This window comes from Bifidobacterium sp. ESL1118, from assembly GCF_058505595.1.
Genome location: NZ_CP196371.1, coordinates 751,444 through 765,756 on the forward strand (window position 1 = coordinate 751,444; position 14,313 = coordinate 765,756).

At 57.0% G+C, this 14,313-nt stretch carries 10 protein-coding genes and 1 other RNA gene; 10 read left to right on the forward strand and 1 reads right to left on the reverse strand.

All coding sequences use genetic code 11. The features are described 5' to 3' along the window. Positions 1–8: 8 nt before the first annotated feature. From ACSYSS_RS02905 to ACSYSS_RS02920, 4 genes are all read left to right on the forward strand, one after another. Positions 9–1,556: a UDP-N-acetylmuramoyl-tripeptide--D-alanyl-D-alanine ligase gene (locus ACSYSS_RS02905; RefSeq protein WP_491703986.1), complete on the forward strand. Its 1,548-nt coding sequence runs from the start codon at positions 9–11 to the stop codon at positions 1,554–1,556. A 48-nt stretch (positions 1,557–1,604) separates the two neighbouring features. Further along, positions 1,605–2,708 carry a phospho-N-acetylmuramoyl-pentapeptide-transferase gene (gene mraY, locus ACSYSS_RS02910; RefSeq protein ID WP_491703987.1) on the forward strand — a complete coding sequence of 368 codons (1,104 nt, stop codon included), beginning with the start codon at positions 1,605–1,607 and terminating at the stop codon, positions 2,706–2,708. 87 nt (positions 2,709–2,795) lie between these two features. Continuing rightward, on the forward strand, positions 2,796–4,223 hold the full coding sequence (gene murD / locus ACSYSS_RS02915) for a UDP-N-acetylmuramoyl-L-alanine--D-glutamate ligase (RefSeq protein ID WP_491703988.1): 1,428 nt from the start codon (positions 2,796–2,798) through the stop codon (positions 4,221–4,223). Further along, positions 4,162–5,673 carry an FtsW/RodA/SpoVE family cell cycle protein gene (locus ACSYSS_RS02920; protein WP_491703989.1) on the forward strand — a complete coding sequence of 504 codons (1,512 nt, stop codon included), beginning with the start codon at positions 4,162–4,164 and terminating at the stop codon, positions 5,671–5,673. The genes murD and ACSYSS_RS02920 overlap by 62 nt, the downstream gene beginning before the upstream one ends. A 31-nt stretch (positions 5,674–5,704) precedes the next feature. On the opposite strand, the gene ACSYSS_RS02925 is transcribed toward ACSYSS_RS02920, so the two are convergent. After that, positions 5,705–6,172, reverse strand: coding sequence for a DivIVA domain-containing protein (locus tag ACSYSS_RS02925; protein ID WP_491703990.1), 468 nt, complete (start codon positions 6,170–6,172; stop codon positions 5,705–5,707). Between the two features lie 137 nt (positions 6,173–6,309). On the opposite strand from ACSYSS_RS02925, the gene ACSYSS_RS02930 reads away from it, so the two are divergent. The 6 genes from ACSYSS_RS02930 (at position 6,310) to ACSYSS_RS02955 (ending at position 14,311) form a co-directional block, all read left to right on the forward strand. Further along, positions 6,310–7,470 (forward strand): UDP-N-acetylglucosamine--N-acetylmuramyl-(pentapeptide) pyrophosphoryl-undecaprenol N-acetylglucosamine transferase, encoded by a 1,161-nt coding sequence (locus ACSYSS_RS02930; RefSeq protein WP_491704194.1) that lies wholly within the window; start codon positions 6,310–6,312, stop codon positions 7,468–7,470. Positions 7,471–7,650: 180 nt separating this feature from the next. Further along, complete coding sequence (locus tag ACSYSS_RS02935) at positions 7,651–9,441, forward strand: UDP-N-acetylmuramate--L-alanine ligase (protein ID WP_491703991.1); 1,791 nt, start codon at positions 7,651–7,653, stop codon at positions 9,439–9,441. Further along, on the forward strand, positions 9,441–10,613 hold the full coding sequence (locus ACSYSS_RS02940; protein ID WP_491703992.1) for a cell division protein FtsQ/DivIB: 1,173 nt from the start codon (positions 9,441–9,443) through the stop codon (positions 10,611–10,613). Before ACSYSS_RS02935 ends, ACSYSS_RS02940 begins: the two co-directional genes overlap by 1 nt. A gap of 226 nt (positions 10,614–10,839) precedes the next feature. After that, positions 10,840–11,233, forward strand: a transfer-messenger RNA (tmRNA) gene (gene ssrA, locus ACSYSS_RS02945). Positions 11,234–11,444: 211 nt separating this feature from the next. Further along, positions 11,445–11,588, forward strand: coding sequence for a hypothetical protein (locus ACSYSS_RS02950; RefSeq protein ID WP_491703993.1), 144 nt, complete (start codon positions 11,445–11,447; stop codon positions 11,586–11,588). A 431-nt stretch (positions 11,589–12,019) separates the two neighbouring features. After that, positions 12,020–14,311, forward strand: a complete 2,292-nt coding sequence (locus ACSYSS_RS02955) for a Cna B-type domain-containing protein (protein ID WP_491703994.1) — start codon at positions 12,020–12,022, stop codon at positions 14,309–14,311. Positions 14,312–14,313 lie beyond the last annotated feature (2 nt).

Here is a 14,313-nt window from a genome sequence, read left to right on the forward strand (position 1 = left end):
AACCGAACATGTTGCCTATGACCGTAGAGGAAGTGGCACATAGCGTTGCAGGGTCCGTTGTGCCGCCTCAAGGAGGGTGCGTTCCTGAGGGGGCTGTGGCCACATCGGTGGTCAGCGATTCTCGTCGTATTGTCGAAGGCACGGTATTCGTGGCCATTGCCGGGGAGAAAACCGATGGACACAACTATGTCAGTGATGCCGGCTCGCACGGTGCGGTCGCGGCCATAGTCGACCATGTGGTCGATCATGCGGATGTGACGCAGATCGTCGTGGATGGGGGCTTAGGGCCAAAAGTCCCCACGGATGGCATGGAGGCTCCAGGGACGGTCAAGGCGTTGGGTCTGCTGGCCAAGCACAATATCGAGCTTCGGCGGGCATTAGGCGACGATTTTTCCGTCGTGGGCATCACCGGTTCCGTTGGGAAGACCACCACCAAGGACCTGCTCAAGGCACTGCTTTCGACAATGGGCTCCACGGTGGCTCCGGTTGGTTCCTTCAACAACAATATCGGTTTGCCGCTCACGGTGCTTAAGGTCGATGCAGGCACCCGCTACCTCATAGCTGAAATGGGGGCCAACCACATAGGTGAAATCGCCCAGCTCACCAAAATCGTGCCGCCCGACCTTGCAGTGGTGCTTAAGGTCGGCACGGCTCATTTGGGTGAGTTCGGCTCGGTGGAAGGCATTGCACAAGCCAAGAGCGAGATCGTGAAAGGATTGGCGCCGGGGGGAGTGGCCGTGCTCAACGCAGCTGACTCGCGGGTGAGCGCTATGAGCAGATTGGCGCCGGGCAAGGTCCTCTGGTTTGCCGGCCAGGGCCATCCGGGGCAGTTGCAAGCCAGTGATATTGCAATCGATGGTTCCGACAGATCCTCGTTCACACTTGCAGATGAGTCTTCGTGGGCGCATGTGCAGCTGGGCATTCCTGGCGCTCATAACGTCGTGAACGCTCTCGCGGCGGCCACTGTTGCCCGTTACTACGGCATGTCCCTGCCTCAAATCGCCTCAGTGCTCTCTGATGTGAAGAGCATCAGTCCGCACCGCATGGCCATCAGTGAGGTGCACCGTGGCAATTCGACGTTCACGTTGATTGACGATTCGTTCAATGCAAACCCTGATTCGCTCAAGGCCGGGTTGGATGCGCTTAGCGGTTGGAGGCAAAATGCTCGGCGCAAGCCTTGGCGTGTGGCCGTCGTGGGAGCCATGTTGGAGCTTGGCCATGAGGAGACTAGGTTGCATCGCGAGCTTGGCCAGTACGCGGCCGGCTGCAGAATAGATGCGATCATAGCCGTGGGCAGCAGGGGCAATGCTCATCTGGAAAGCCTGGCTTCCAGCTTTGCCGAAGGTGCACGGCACGCCGCCTCCCATATGGTCGAGCGGCTCGATGGATCCGCGCGTACCCCTGTTGTGGTGAAATTGGTTCATGATATAGAAGAGACAGACCGATTGGTGACGGATATGGCGGCTGAACATTCAGACGCTGTGGTGTTGCTCAAGGGCTCTCACGCTTCCGGCCTGAGTGGTTTGGCTGAGTTGTGGGTCAACAACAGTCGGTGATGTGTTCGGATTCGTTTTTGGGTCCGTATGGAAGAATGGAGTTAGGCGTTGATTTCCTTGATCCTTGGCGTAGTGGTTTCGCTGGTGGTGGTCATCGTTGGCACGCCGTTGCTGATACGACTGGTGCACCGGCTGCATTATGGCCAGTACATCCGTAAGGACGGGCCCAAATCGCATCAGGTCAAGCGTGGCACGGCCACGATGGGCGGTTTGGTCATTATTCTGGCTGTGTTGTTGGGTTGGGGTGCTTCGGCGCTCTACCGTTACCTGACCCGTGGCACGTTGCCCTCCTGGTCGGCTGTCCTGGTGCTGTACGCCATGGTCTCGATGGGTCTGCTCGGCTTCATCGACGACTTCGCCAAGGTGCGTAAGAAGCAGAACCTCGGTCTCTCGGTGCATGCGAAGTTTATCGGTCAATTCATCTTTGCCACCATCTATGCGGTTTTGGCCCTAATTGTCCCCACCAAGTCTGGTTTTCCAAGTGCCCAGGCGGGTATGAGCTTTATCGAAAAGCCGTTCCTCAGCTTCGAATTTGCCGGGAGAACGGTGGCCATCATCATTTTCGTGGTCTGGGTCAATTTTCTGATGACCGCGTGGACGAATGCAGTCAACCTTACCGATGGGCTGGACGGTCTGGCAAGCGGATCCTCGATGATTTCCCTGGCGGGCTATGCCCTGATAGCGTTCTGGCAGACCTACCATGTCAAGGGTTCGGGCCACCCAGGCCTTTCATACGCCGTCTCCGATCCGATGGATCTGACCATCATCGCCGCCTGCGCTGCTGTGGCGTGCTTCGGCTTCCTTTGGTATAACTCCAACCCTGCCACAATCTTCATGGGAGATACGGGATCCTTGGCGTTGGGAGGCCTGTTTGCGGCGCTTTCCATAGCCACTCACACCGAGTTCCTCGCCGTCATTCTTGGTGGTCTTTATGTGGTTGAGGCAGCCAGCGACATCATTCAGGTCGGTTGCTTCAAACTCACCCACAGGCGTGTGTTCAAAATGGCGCCGATTCACCATCATTTCGAGCTTTTGGGCTGGGGCGAGTCCAAGGTGGTGGTTCGTTTCTGGATGATCGAGTTTCTCTTCATGCTTACGGCTGTGGTGATTTTTTACGGTAACTGGATCTTGAAGTCAGGTCCGCTGTTTTAGTGCAATCTCGGTTTTGCTCAGGCGGTGTGAGGCGCGTGGCAAGAAAGTTATGAGACTCTTGGAAACAAGTGAATCAAAGGTAGGAATATGGATCGTTCTGGATTGACGGCGGTGGTCGCAGGTCTTGGTGTCTCCGGTAAGGGGGCGGCAAGCGTGCTTGCCTCGGGTGTGGTGAGCCGAGTCGTCACTGTGGACGAGCGCAACCCCGAGGCCGATTGCTCCTCATTCGACGACGTTGATTGGGGGCATGTCGATTTTGTAGTGGTGTCGCCGGTCTTCAACCCTCGCACCCCGTTCATCGTTACAGCGCGGCGGCTCGGCATACCCGTCATCAGCGAGGTTGAGCTGGCATGGCGTCTGCGTGCCGCCAATCTTCGCACAGGTGTGCCGGCGCCGTGGATTGGCATCACCGGCACCAACGGCAAGACATCCACCACGCAGATGGTCTCCTCCATGCTCATGGCCTGTGGTCTGGACGCGCCTGCTGTGGGCAACATCGGCAGGTCCGTGAGTGTGGCGGCTAGCGAAGGCAGCCATGATGCGCTGTGCGTGGAGCTCAGCAGTTTCCAGATGCATTTCACCGATTCACTTGAATTGGATTGCGCGGCCATCACCAACATCGCCGCCGATCACCTCGACTGGCACGGTGGCATGGAGCGCTATGCGGCAGACAAGGCCAAGGTGTTCCATGGGGTGAAGAAGGCGTTGGTCTACAATGCGGACGATGTGCGTGTCTCACGTCTGGCGGGTGAGGCACAGGTGAAGCCGGCCTGTAGGAAGGTGGGCTTTACCCTTCGTGAACCGTTAAGCGGCCAGATTGGGGTCATCGATGGGGCGATTGTGGATATGAGCGGCTTGGCCGGCGCAGAGCCGGGGGAGCCGCTCGTTGTGGCGCAGGTTGCTGATTTTCCCCATCTGTGTGAGCCGGACGGCACACCGTATCCGCATCTGCTCGCTGATGCCATCACGGCTTTGGCGCTGGTGCTTGGACTGGGTGCGGATCTGCAGACATGCCTCAAGGCGCTACAGGAATTCAAACCCGGTGGTCATCGCATCGAAACCGTGGCGGTGGCGCAGGTCAGGCCACAGCCCATCCGTTTCGTGGATGATTCCAAGGCAACCAACGCCAGCGCCACTGGGGCTTCGATTTCCAGTTTCCCCGACCACAAGGTGATTTGGATAGCGGGTGGGCTGGCCAAAGGCGCCACATTTGAGGAACTGGTCAGGTCGCAGGCGCGCAAGATCAAGGCCGCTGTAATCATCGGTGTGGACGCGGAACCGATGTCGCAGGCGTTTGCGGCCAGTGCCCCTGAGATTCCCTTGACCCGCATCGATCCGGCGGACAACTCGAGCGTCATGCAACGAGCCGTCGAGGCTGCCGGAAGGTATGCTCAGGCAGGCGATGTGGTGCTTATGGCGCCGGCCTGCGCATCGATGGACCAGTTCAGGTCGTATGCCGACAGGGGTAGCCAGTTCGCCCAGTGTGCCCGGCGTTGGGCGGCCGAACATGCGTAAATATAGCGTCGGAGATTCGGGCAAGGATTCATCCTCGCACTCGGGGCGAAGAACGAAAAACCGTAAGCCAAACAGCCAAAGGGGCGTCAAAGCCTGGCTCGGGGGCGCGGGAAGGCGCAGAAGCGTTGCTTCAGGCGGCAATCGCGCGTCACAAGGCAAGGATGATTCTGCAAAAAACACCGTCAAGAGCACCCAGTACTCAGGCGTTTCAGGGTTCAGGGAGGCTCTTTCAAGCCCTATCTGGTGTTATTACGGCTTTATTCTTGCAGTCATGCTGCTCACAGGCATCGGCCTTGTCATGGTCTTTTCAAGTTCGTCCGTCAAAATGATCTCAAATGGGCAGTCTCCTTGGTCTCAGGCGGTTTCCCAGATGCTGTTTTGCCTTGTGGGTCTGGTGGCGTTTGCGGTGGCGAGCCATATTCATGTGTGGATATATGAGAAGTTCGGCTTTCTGTTGTGCTGGTGCGCCATTGGGCTTCAGTTGTTGACGTTTTCTCCTATCGGTTTGGAGGTCAATGGCAACAGAAGCTGGATCCACCTTGGTTCGTTCACGCTTCAGCCGGCCGAAGTCGTCAAACTTGCCTTGTGCATATGGCTTCCTTTCGGCCTCAACCGTGCCAGGCAACGCCTGGATGACAACGATTTCGCGCCGAGCTCGTTCTTCGATGGGTTGGACGAGAGGCTTTCGGGTTTTGGTGGCGATGCGCTCAACGCCGGTCTGCACAATGTGGTTCGTGGTGCCAGAGCCTATTTCTGGCCGATCTTCATGTTCCTCGTGCCGCTGTTGTTGGTGCTCAAAGGTGATGATTTGGGCACTGCCATGATCATCATCCTCATTGCCGGTGTGGCATTCTTCATCGGTGGGTTCCCCACCAAGACATGGGTGAGCGCGGCATTGATGATGCTTGCTGTGGTGGTGTATTTCGTGGTGAGCAAGAAAAACAGGTTGGACCGCGTTCTGGCTGCCTACAAGCCATGCAAAGTGGGGGACACCACCTGCTATCAGTCGTTGCATTCGAAGTATGCGATTGCGTCAGGTGGGCTGTTCGGCGTGGGGCTGGGCAACTCGCGTGAGAAATGGAACTACTTGCCCGAGGCCCATAATGATTTCATCTTTGCGATCATTTGTGAGGAGCTTGGTTTCGTAGGGGCCGTTTTGGTTATCGTGCTCTTCGTCGCCATCGCCTGGTGCCTCATCGTTGTGGCGTTGCATAACCAAAACCACTATGCCTCCATCGTTCTGGTGTGTGCGGCGGTGTGGATCGTCGGGCAGGCGCTTATCAACATCATGGTGGTGCTGGGATTGCTGCCGGTCATGGGTGTGCCATTGCCGTTCGTGTCGGCGGGGGGCTCGTCATTGGTGATGTGTCTGGCTCTTGCGGGGGTCGCCGTGAGCATGATGCGCACCCAGGTGCAGGTGGCTGCGAGCATTTCGTCCAAGAACGCCTAGATTCGCGGGTCCGTTGCAAACGGGAGTTGGCCTATGAATGGAAGATGTCGTTGTTGATCCGTTCGTCCTGCGTCTGCTCATCGACTGTCTCCGGTTGTTCAGGCGTAGGGAGCGTGGCGGTGGGTGGCAAGGGGCCGTGCGCTTCAGTTGGCTCAGACTGGTGTTCAAACGCTGCTGCGTTGTCGGCGTTCTTTGGCATGTGTTCATATTGTTTCAAAGTGTCGGTAAGCGAGTCCAGGAATGTGTCCACCTCGTTCATATTGTAGCCTTCACTGAAGTGGGTCATGTTAAAACCAGCATCATGGACCTCGCCTGCTGTCAGTGTCCTTTCGTCATTGGTGGGTGGCTCGATGTGGTTGGCAAGGCTCAGTTCGTACGCCTTGATTGTATATTGCGCACGGTCTAGAAAGTTGTCCACGTCTTTCTCGTTATAGCCTTTTGTGAATCGGACCTTGCCGAATTCGTGGTTTCCGATCTCCTTTGCACTGAGCAGTGGCATGACACATCCTCTCCTTGTAAGCCTGCATCTACAAGTATATTTAACACAGGGAAACAGCACGCAGGTGCGGTGGATGGGCGTACGTCGTGTTGTATCATAGAAAACCGTTGGATGTGGGCAAATGCCGGAAGGACATGATGAAGCATATTGTATTGGCCGGCGGTGGCACGGCCGGACATGTAAACCCGTTGTTGAGCGTTGGCACGGCCATCAGACGCATCGATTCCTCTGCGCAGGTCAGCGTCATCGGCACCTCAGTGGGTTTGGAGCATGACCTGGTGCCACAGGCCGGGTTTGAATTGGATGCCATCGAGAAGCTTCCCTTTCCCCGCCGGATCAATGCTGCGGCGTTCAGATTCCCTTTCAATTGGCACCGAGAGCAGACGCATGTACGCACGATTCTGCAAGAGCGTCAGGCTCAGGTGGTGGTCGGCTTCGGCGGCTACGCTTCGGCACCGGTTTACTCCGTAGCTCACAAGATGGGCATTCCCATCGTGATTCATGAGCAGAACGCCCGGGCTGGCATGGCCAACAAACTGGGTGCCCGCTGGGCTCAGTTCATTGGCACGGCCTATGACAATGAGGAATTGAGGGTGCGCGCCGGTGCGCACAGGAGGCGTGTGGGGCTCCCCCTGCGGCCCGCAATTGCGGATCTATGTGATTCGCTGGAACATGATTCGAAGGAAACCAGGGTGGCTGCTGCATCAGCGTTGGGCATTGACCCCGATAGGCCTGTGATCCTGGTCACCGGTGGCTCCTTGGGTGCCGTGAGCCTGAACGAAGCGGTTTCCAATGCCGCTGTTGAATTACTCAAGGTTTCGCAGGTGATTCATCTCACCGGCCGGGGAAAATCAGTGGACGTTCGCAAAGCGGTTGTGCAGCAGGCAGGCGAAGATGTATTGAACGACCTTGACCCTTCCCGTGTGGGAGCGGGAGACTATCACGTGGCGCAATACCTGGAACGTATTGACCTGGCGTTCGCCTGCGCCGACCTAGTGATATGCAGGGCCGGTGCCGGTTCCGTCAGCGAGCTTGCGGCCATAGGCTTGCCTGCGGTCTACGTGCCGCTGCCAATCGGGAACGGTGAGCAGCGGTTCAATGCCAAGCCGGTGGTGGATGCCGGCGGCGGTCTCATGGTTTCCGACAGTGATTTCACAGCAGATTGGGTGCGGCAGAACGTTCCTCAATTGCTTGCGGACACAGACCGCCTCAAGGAGATGGGCCACAAGGCCTATGCCTACGGCATTCGGGACGCTGCACAGACCATGGCCCAAGTCGTGCTGAGTATGGCCCGGTAGACACAGTCGGTTCGATGGCTCCAAGCTAAGCCGATGGTTGTGACGAAGGTAACGGTATGTGACTGTTGGGAAACAGGGTTCCAGACTTCTTTTTTCGATGTACGCCGGGAATTTGGCATGCTCACCTCCATTGCTTGCGGTACCGTTGACGGGTAAGGTTACTTGCGAGGAGAATACGCGATGCATGTTGATAATCGGCCCAGAGAGGCCTCCAAAGTGACGCTTGACCCACAACGAGCCGCGTTCGGCAACAGTGATTCGCTTGAAGCTTTGGGAAGAACGCATTTCATCGGCATCGGTGGGGCGGGCATGAGCGTGCTGGCCGAGATGCTGCACGAAAGCGGCGTTGAGGTCGATGGTTCCGATCGTGAGCCGAGTGTCAAAACCGATAGGCTTGTGGCATTGGGAATCGATGTGCAATTCGGGCAAAAGGCCGAAAACGTGGTCGGTGCGAAGACCGTGGTCTATTCCAGCGCCATCAAGCCGGACAATCCCGAAATCGTGGAAGCTGTGCGGCTTGGCCTGCGCATTGTGCATCGCAGTGACATTCTGGCGTTGCTGATGAGGACCAAGACTTCCGTCAGCGTGGCCGGTGCGCACGGAAAGACCACCACCAGCTCGTTGCTTGCGCATATCCTCGTCCATGCCGGCACAGGCGCATTGTCCGATCCGAGCTATGCCATCGGCGGCTCGATACAGAGTCCGCAGGGTGAGCCGCTCGACGGAGGGCATTCGGGCCGAGGGGAAGTGCTTGTGGCCGAGGCCGACGAATCGGACGGCAGCTTTGGCAAGTACCGGCCGCAGATCTGCATGATCGTCAATGCCGAGGCGGATCACCTTGACCATTACGGCGATGCCAGGCACTATCAGCAGGCGTTTGTGGAGTACGCCAGGCACGCCCAGGGCATTGTGGTGATGTCCGCCGACGACGAGGGGTCGAGGGCCATTCTTGCTGCGTTGCCGCAGGGTGTGGCCGCGCGAACCATCACCTATACCACCGATGCTTCGCTGACGGCAGGGGATCTGCGGGCTGGTGCTTTGGGTGATAATGCTGCCGCACGCAAGGTTGCCGATGGCACCATCGTTCCTGACGGTGCTGAAGGCGGGCAGGGTGCTACGCCGGGATTGCACGTGGTGCACATTCTTTCGGAGCATGAAGGCGCTGGCACTGGCGACGAAGGGTTCACCATCGACTTTTGCGCCAACGGTGCAGGCGGCCTTCATGCTGCCAACGACCGCGGCCACGGCCTTAAGATTCCAGTCCATCTGCAGATTCCCGGCGTTCACAATGCCCGCAATGCCACCGCTGCCATCATCTGCGCCGCGGCGCTCGGCGTCGATTCCACCCGCGCCGCCGAGGCTGCTTCCAGTTTCCTTGGCGCCTCCCGGCGTTTTGAAGTCAAAGGCAGTGTTTGTGGCGTGACCGTCGTGGACGATTATGCTCACCACCCCACGGAAATCACGGCCCTACTGAATGCTGCCAGAAGGCGATACCCCAAGGCGAAGTTGCATGTGTTGTTTCAGCCGCATCTGTTCTCGCGCACCAAATTCTTTATGAGGGATTTCGCCCAAGCGCTCTCACTGGCTGATGATGTCATCGTTACTTCGATTTATCCTGCCAGGGAGAAACAAAGCGACTTTCCGGGCATCACGGCGCAGGGCATCGTGGATGAGGCAAAACAGCTTGACCATATGCAGTCGGGTGAGCCTACCAATGGGCACGAGAGGGAACGTACATGGATACAAACGGTGCCGGACATGCGTGAAGCCGCCAAGATGCTGGCATTGCGGGCCGAACCCGGAGACGCCTTATTCACGGTCGGAGCCGGGGACGTCACTCAGATGGGAGGCGTTATGCTTGCCGCCGTTCAGGCAACGCTGAACAGTGCGGAGCAGCATGACGCCGCCAATGTTCGGCAGCATTCATCAAGCCCTAGCTCTGGGGCGGGTACTGGGTCTGGAGCCAGGTGATGGCGCGCAGAATCGTTGGCTCTTCAGGTGGCAATGCTGGCAGAGGAAAGAGGTCCATATCGTCTTCTCCGCATGATGGAGCAGGCAGGGCATCCACAAAACCAGGCACCGACGGCGGCAGCAGGGCAAAGAACGGTGGCGGGGCGAAAAGCAAGGATTCGAATCGTTTTGCCATCCATATGCCCGGAAGGTTGGGGGCTTCTGGTGGCACAGGTCGTGCCGGCAAACGGCGTAAATCCGGACGTGGCAACGCCAAGCCTCGTACCGTAGCCTCTTCACAGGTTGCGCAGAGTCGTAATTCGTTGAATTATTCAGGTTCCGAGCGATCGATAGACGTGCGTAAGCTCAGGAGCGAAGATTACGTGGCGCAGACGTTGGGGCAGACCACCAGCCCGTCGGGAGTGGCCTCAAGACCCAAGGTTGTTGATTTCAGCGCCAGGGTGAAAGAGCGCAGGCAGGCGGGGCGCAGGACGTTCGTTATACGGGCTTCGGTGGTGTTGGCCGGCATTGCTGCTGTTGCGGCACTTGTCTGGTTCCTTCTGTTTTCGCAGGTCTTCATATTGGACAATCAGCGAATCAGCGTCTCGGGCCAGAACGCCTGGGTGAGCCGTGAGACGGTGATGGGTATAGCCGGGCAGCAGAGCGGGAAATCACTGTTTTTGGTTTCTTCCGGGGAGATAAGGCAAAAGCTTGATAATATCCCCGGTGTTACAGAGTCGAAAGTGGAGAAGAAGTTTCCCAACAATCTGAATGTGACGGTGCATGCCCAAGAGCCGGCGGCCATGCTCAAGACGGCTGACGGCAAGCTTACGGCGGTCGATGGTAAGGGGCGCAAGCTCAATTCCGTTCATGGCGTTTCGGTGGAGGGGATTCCGGTCATCGAAGTGGACAACGTGGATGCCGCGCTTAGTGACAGGGCCGTGCAGCAGGCGTTGATCATCATGGACCATCTGCCAAAAGTCTTGAGGTCCAGGGTGTCCAAAGTGACGTCGAAAACGCAGGACTCGGTCACCTGTGAGCTTGACAAGGGCAATTACACTGTCATTTGGGGTGATTCATCGCAGCTCAAGCTGAAGGTGGCTGAGGTCGATAAAATTATCAACGATCCAAACGTCATAGGGGACAAACATCAGGTCGACGTATCGGCGCCTATGCGACCCATCATCAAATAATCGTTTGAGGGCAAACTGCCGCGAGTCAATTTCGTGCTTCTGCCGCGGGTTGTCGGAACGGGGTGTTTTGAGGCAGGAATCGTCACATTCTCCCGGCTGTTTTGCACCTGGCTGGCCAAGCCTGGTTCCGGTTGCACAGTGGAAGCACGTGCGATATAATGATAATTCGGCGCAGTTGAGGCGGGCTGTTTAGTTTCGGCTTCGTCGGGCTTGATAATTCAAGATTGGGGCTGATCGGTTTCGACGGTGACCTGTTCGTCGCAGGGAAGCGTGCCGAGGATGTAGAGTCCGCTCGTGATGATCTCTACAAAAAATCAAGTGCTAAATCTAATCGCACTGAGCTTGTACTCGCTGCCTGAACTTTAGTCAGGATTAACCAGCGAGCTACTGCTCCGCCCGCTCCCTTTCGTCTTCGGGGGGATGCCGGACGTCATAAGGAGAATTGCCCGAGTTGCCGCACCGCGGGGCGGCTCGGGGACTTTAACTGCGGATATGCTCGCCGTCCATTGTTCGCGAAACGGATGGGGGCAGAAAAACTGCCATACGGCCAGCGAACTACGCACGTAGAATTCTGAGGGTTCGGCCATCGGACCGGGGTTCAATCCCCCGCAGCTCCACTGATACATAGACGCCACTCCGGCAAGGGGTGGCGTTTTTCGTTGGTGCTGCAACGGTTTCGGATGAAAGTTCGGAGCCCTTTTTTCATGCCGTTTTCCGTTTCGATGGTGCGGTTTGAAGGTTTCCGTCTAGATTCCTATACTCAGTCTCAGCAGTCGTGCAGAAGTTGGTTACATTATTCGTGTGGGAGTGAGTATTTTTATGAAAATCGGTATGAGGAAGCCGAGTGTGCGCCGTTCCATCAGCGCCCGTACCGTGGGCAGGGCCAAGCGTGCCGTGAAGAAGGCTCTGATTCCCCGGCTATGGGAAGAAGGGGATGGGCTGGATTCGCAATCCCAAGAAGGCTTTATACAATAAGGTCTGCCGCAAGACCACATTCGGTTTTCGCGATCTGTTCAAGTGACTCCGGCGTTCGAGCTGCTTGCTTCTGGCGCTGTTGTGATATGCATCAATGACGAAAATCCTCAGCATGTATTATGTCTGACATGTCAAAGGCTATACGGTGTGGTGTGCCCTCGGTATCGTTGCTTGGCATTATCTGAAGTAATTCCAATGTAGGAATATTATTCGCACTGTATATGTGAAGCCTTGTATAAGTGGGAATGTATTAAAATTGGCAAACGGTAGGCATAAATTTTTCCTCGTATGGTTGAAACGGCCCATTTGGGGTGCAGAACTGCCGAGATTCCTCTTGTAATATAAAAATGATTGTTGGGCTCTTGTCGTAAAGAATGTATAAAATGATATATGTTGTATGACATTATTATGATTCTATGTAAGGGTACAATATGTTGACGAAGATTAAGAAGAGGAAAAATATATCTGGCTTCGCTCAAGGCGCATCTGCGGCCATCTCGCTGATGGCAATGATTCTCGGTTTGATCGCTTTGCCCTTTCAGGCCAGTGCTGATCAGGTGTCGGCAGCGGAGCAGACAGTCGTTGGGCAATCGGCATCGAACGGTATGGGCTCCGCTCGGACATCTATTGCCAAGAAGGCGCCTGTGGCGCTTGCGGCTCGAAACTCGGCGCCGGTGACCAGCGAGGCGGATCTCAACGCTGTCATAGCTGCTGCTGGCACCGCTCCAACACAAGTGGCGCTTGGTGACATGCCGTTGACAGGCGTTGTGGATATTCCCGCTTCAGCCGATATCACGTTGACAGGCACTGGCAAGGTGGCATTGGCCGCGTCCGCGGGATTGCGCGTGGCGGCTGGAGCCAAGCTGACGCTTGACGGCCCTACATTCGATGGCGGCAATCTGGTCCACAGCAGGCCGATGATTGCTTCCTCCGGCGATCTGACCATGAAGTCCGGTGTGGTCGAGAACTACAAGGCAGGTTCCAGTGAGAACTGGGAATGGGCCGGTGGCTCAGGTGCCGCCATTGGCATCATCGGTGGGGGCTTCACCGTCGATGGCGGTACCATCGAGCATAACGTCGGCCAAATGTTCGGCGGAGGAGTGCTGTGCGCAAACTTGGTTTTTAATGAATCTGGCACATATGTGACGATGACGATGAACGGCGGCGCAATAACCGATAATTCGGTGCCGAACGATGGTGGCATCGGTGGCGGTATCTCATTGGTGGGTGGTGTGGATTTAACCGTCAACGCTGGAACCATTGCTGATAACTCTGCCGGAGTGTCTTCTTCGCTCAGTGGGTCTGGAGGCGGCATCGGTGGATGGGGCTGGGGAAATCTCCCCGCAAAGGTCACCATGCATGGTGGTACGATCAGTGGCAACAACGTCATGGGTGGTGAAAATACGCCTGAGGGTACTGTGGCTAGCGTAGGCGGCGGTGGCATTGGTCTTGAGGGCATTACAGGTTTGGCCCAGCTCACGGTTGATGGTGGAAATATCGTCAATAACGAAAGTGCTGGTGTCGGTGGGGGGATTTGGACATCGAACACCGACGGGCCGACTCTTGCTGAGCCGAGTCGCATCTACAACGCCATCATTACCGACAACACCGCTTCCAATCTTGGAGGCGGTCTGTGGACCACAGTTGGAAGCTCCACTCAGACTCACGCCACCAACGGCGCTGCGATATTCGGCAACAAGGCTGTGTCTGCTGTCGGTTCAGCGGCAGGTGATGACGTGGTGGCCCATCAATCAGATAATCTGAGGCTTCAACTGGCAGGGCGACTTCTTGGAGGTGGGCAGAATAACTGGTACCGTGACGGCGGAATTCAGCCCAATGTTTTTTCTTCAGACACGCACCGCTACATTCCCAACCCGATTCCTGACCCCAATGTGCCTAGGTACGATGCTGCAAAAGATACTCCGATCGGATCGAGCGTAGACACCGCGGATCCCATTGCGCTGAAGAACGTCGTTAGTTCTGGAGAGGCGAGCATCGCCAAATCGTTTGCCAAGGCTGTGATCTCAGGAAACAAGGCCCGAACCGGCGGCGGCGTTGCAAGCTCCGGGCAGCTGGTGCTCGGCGGCCCGCTTGGAGGCAGCAATCCGGGAGGCGGTAATCCGGGCGGCAGCAATCAGGGCGATGTCAGTCTTTCGGTGCAGAAGCAATGGGCGTCGTCGGTGCCCAGCAGCAAGCAACAAGGTGTGACGGCCAGTCTGCGCGTCCAAGGCACATTGGCGGACCATACCGCCGTCGATCAGGAAATTGGATCGGCTACGCTTGACAAGTCCGATGGCTGGAAGGCCGATTTCACCGATTTGCCTTCTCCGGAGAGTCTGCTGCAAGGTGGCAACAACCTGACATACAAGGTCGTTGAGCCAAATGCGGCGGCTGATGGGTACGAGGTTTCCGGGGGTGAACTTTCGAAGGTGGACGACACCCACTACACGGCAACGCTGACCAACGCACTTGCCCAGGCCAAGCCCGCACCGGTGATTAGGCCCGTCATTCCAAGCAAGCCCGGTGGGCCTGTCGAGCCAAACGTTCCGGCCAAGCCCGGCCAGCCAGGCAAGCCTGTTGGCCAGAACCAGCCGAAAGCCACTGAGCTCGCCAAGACGGGTGGCAATACCGAGGTGTTGGCCTTATCCGCGTTTGCGTTTGCGTTGTTGGCGGTTTCGCTCATGCTGGCACGGGCCCGCAGGCAGCAAATGAATGAGTGCTGAGC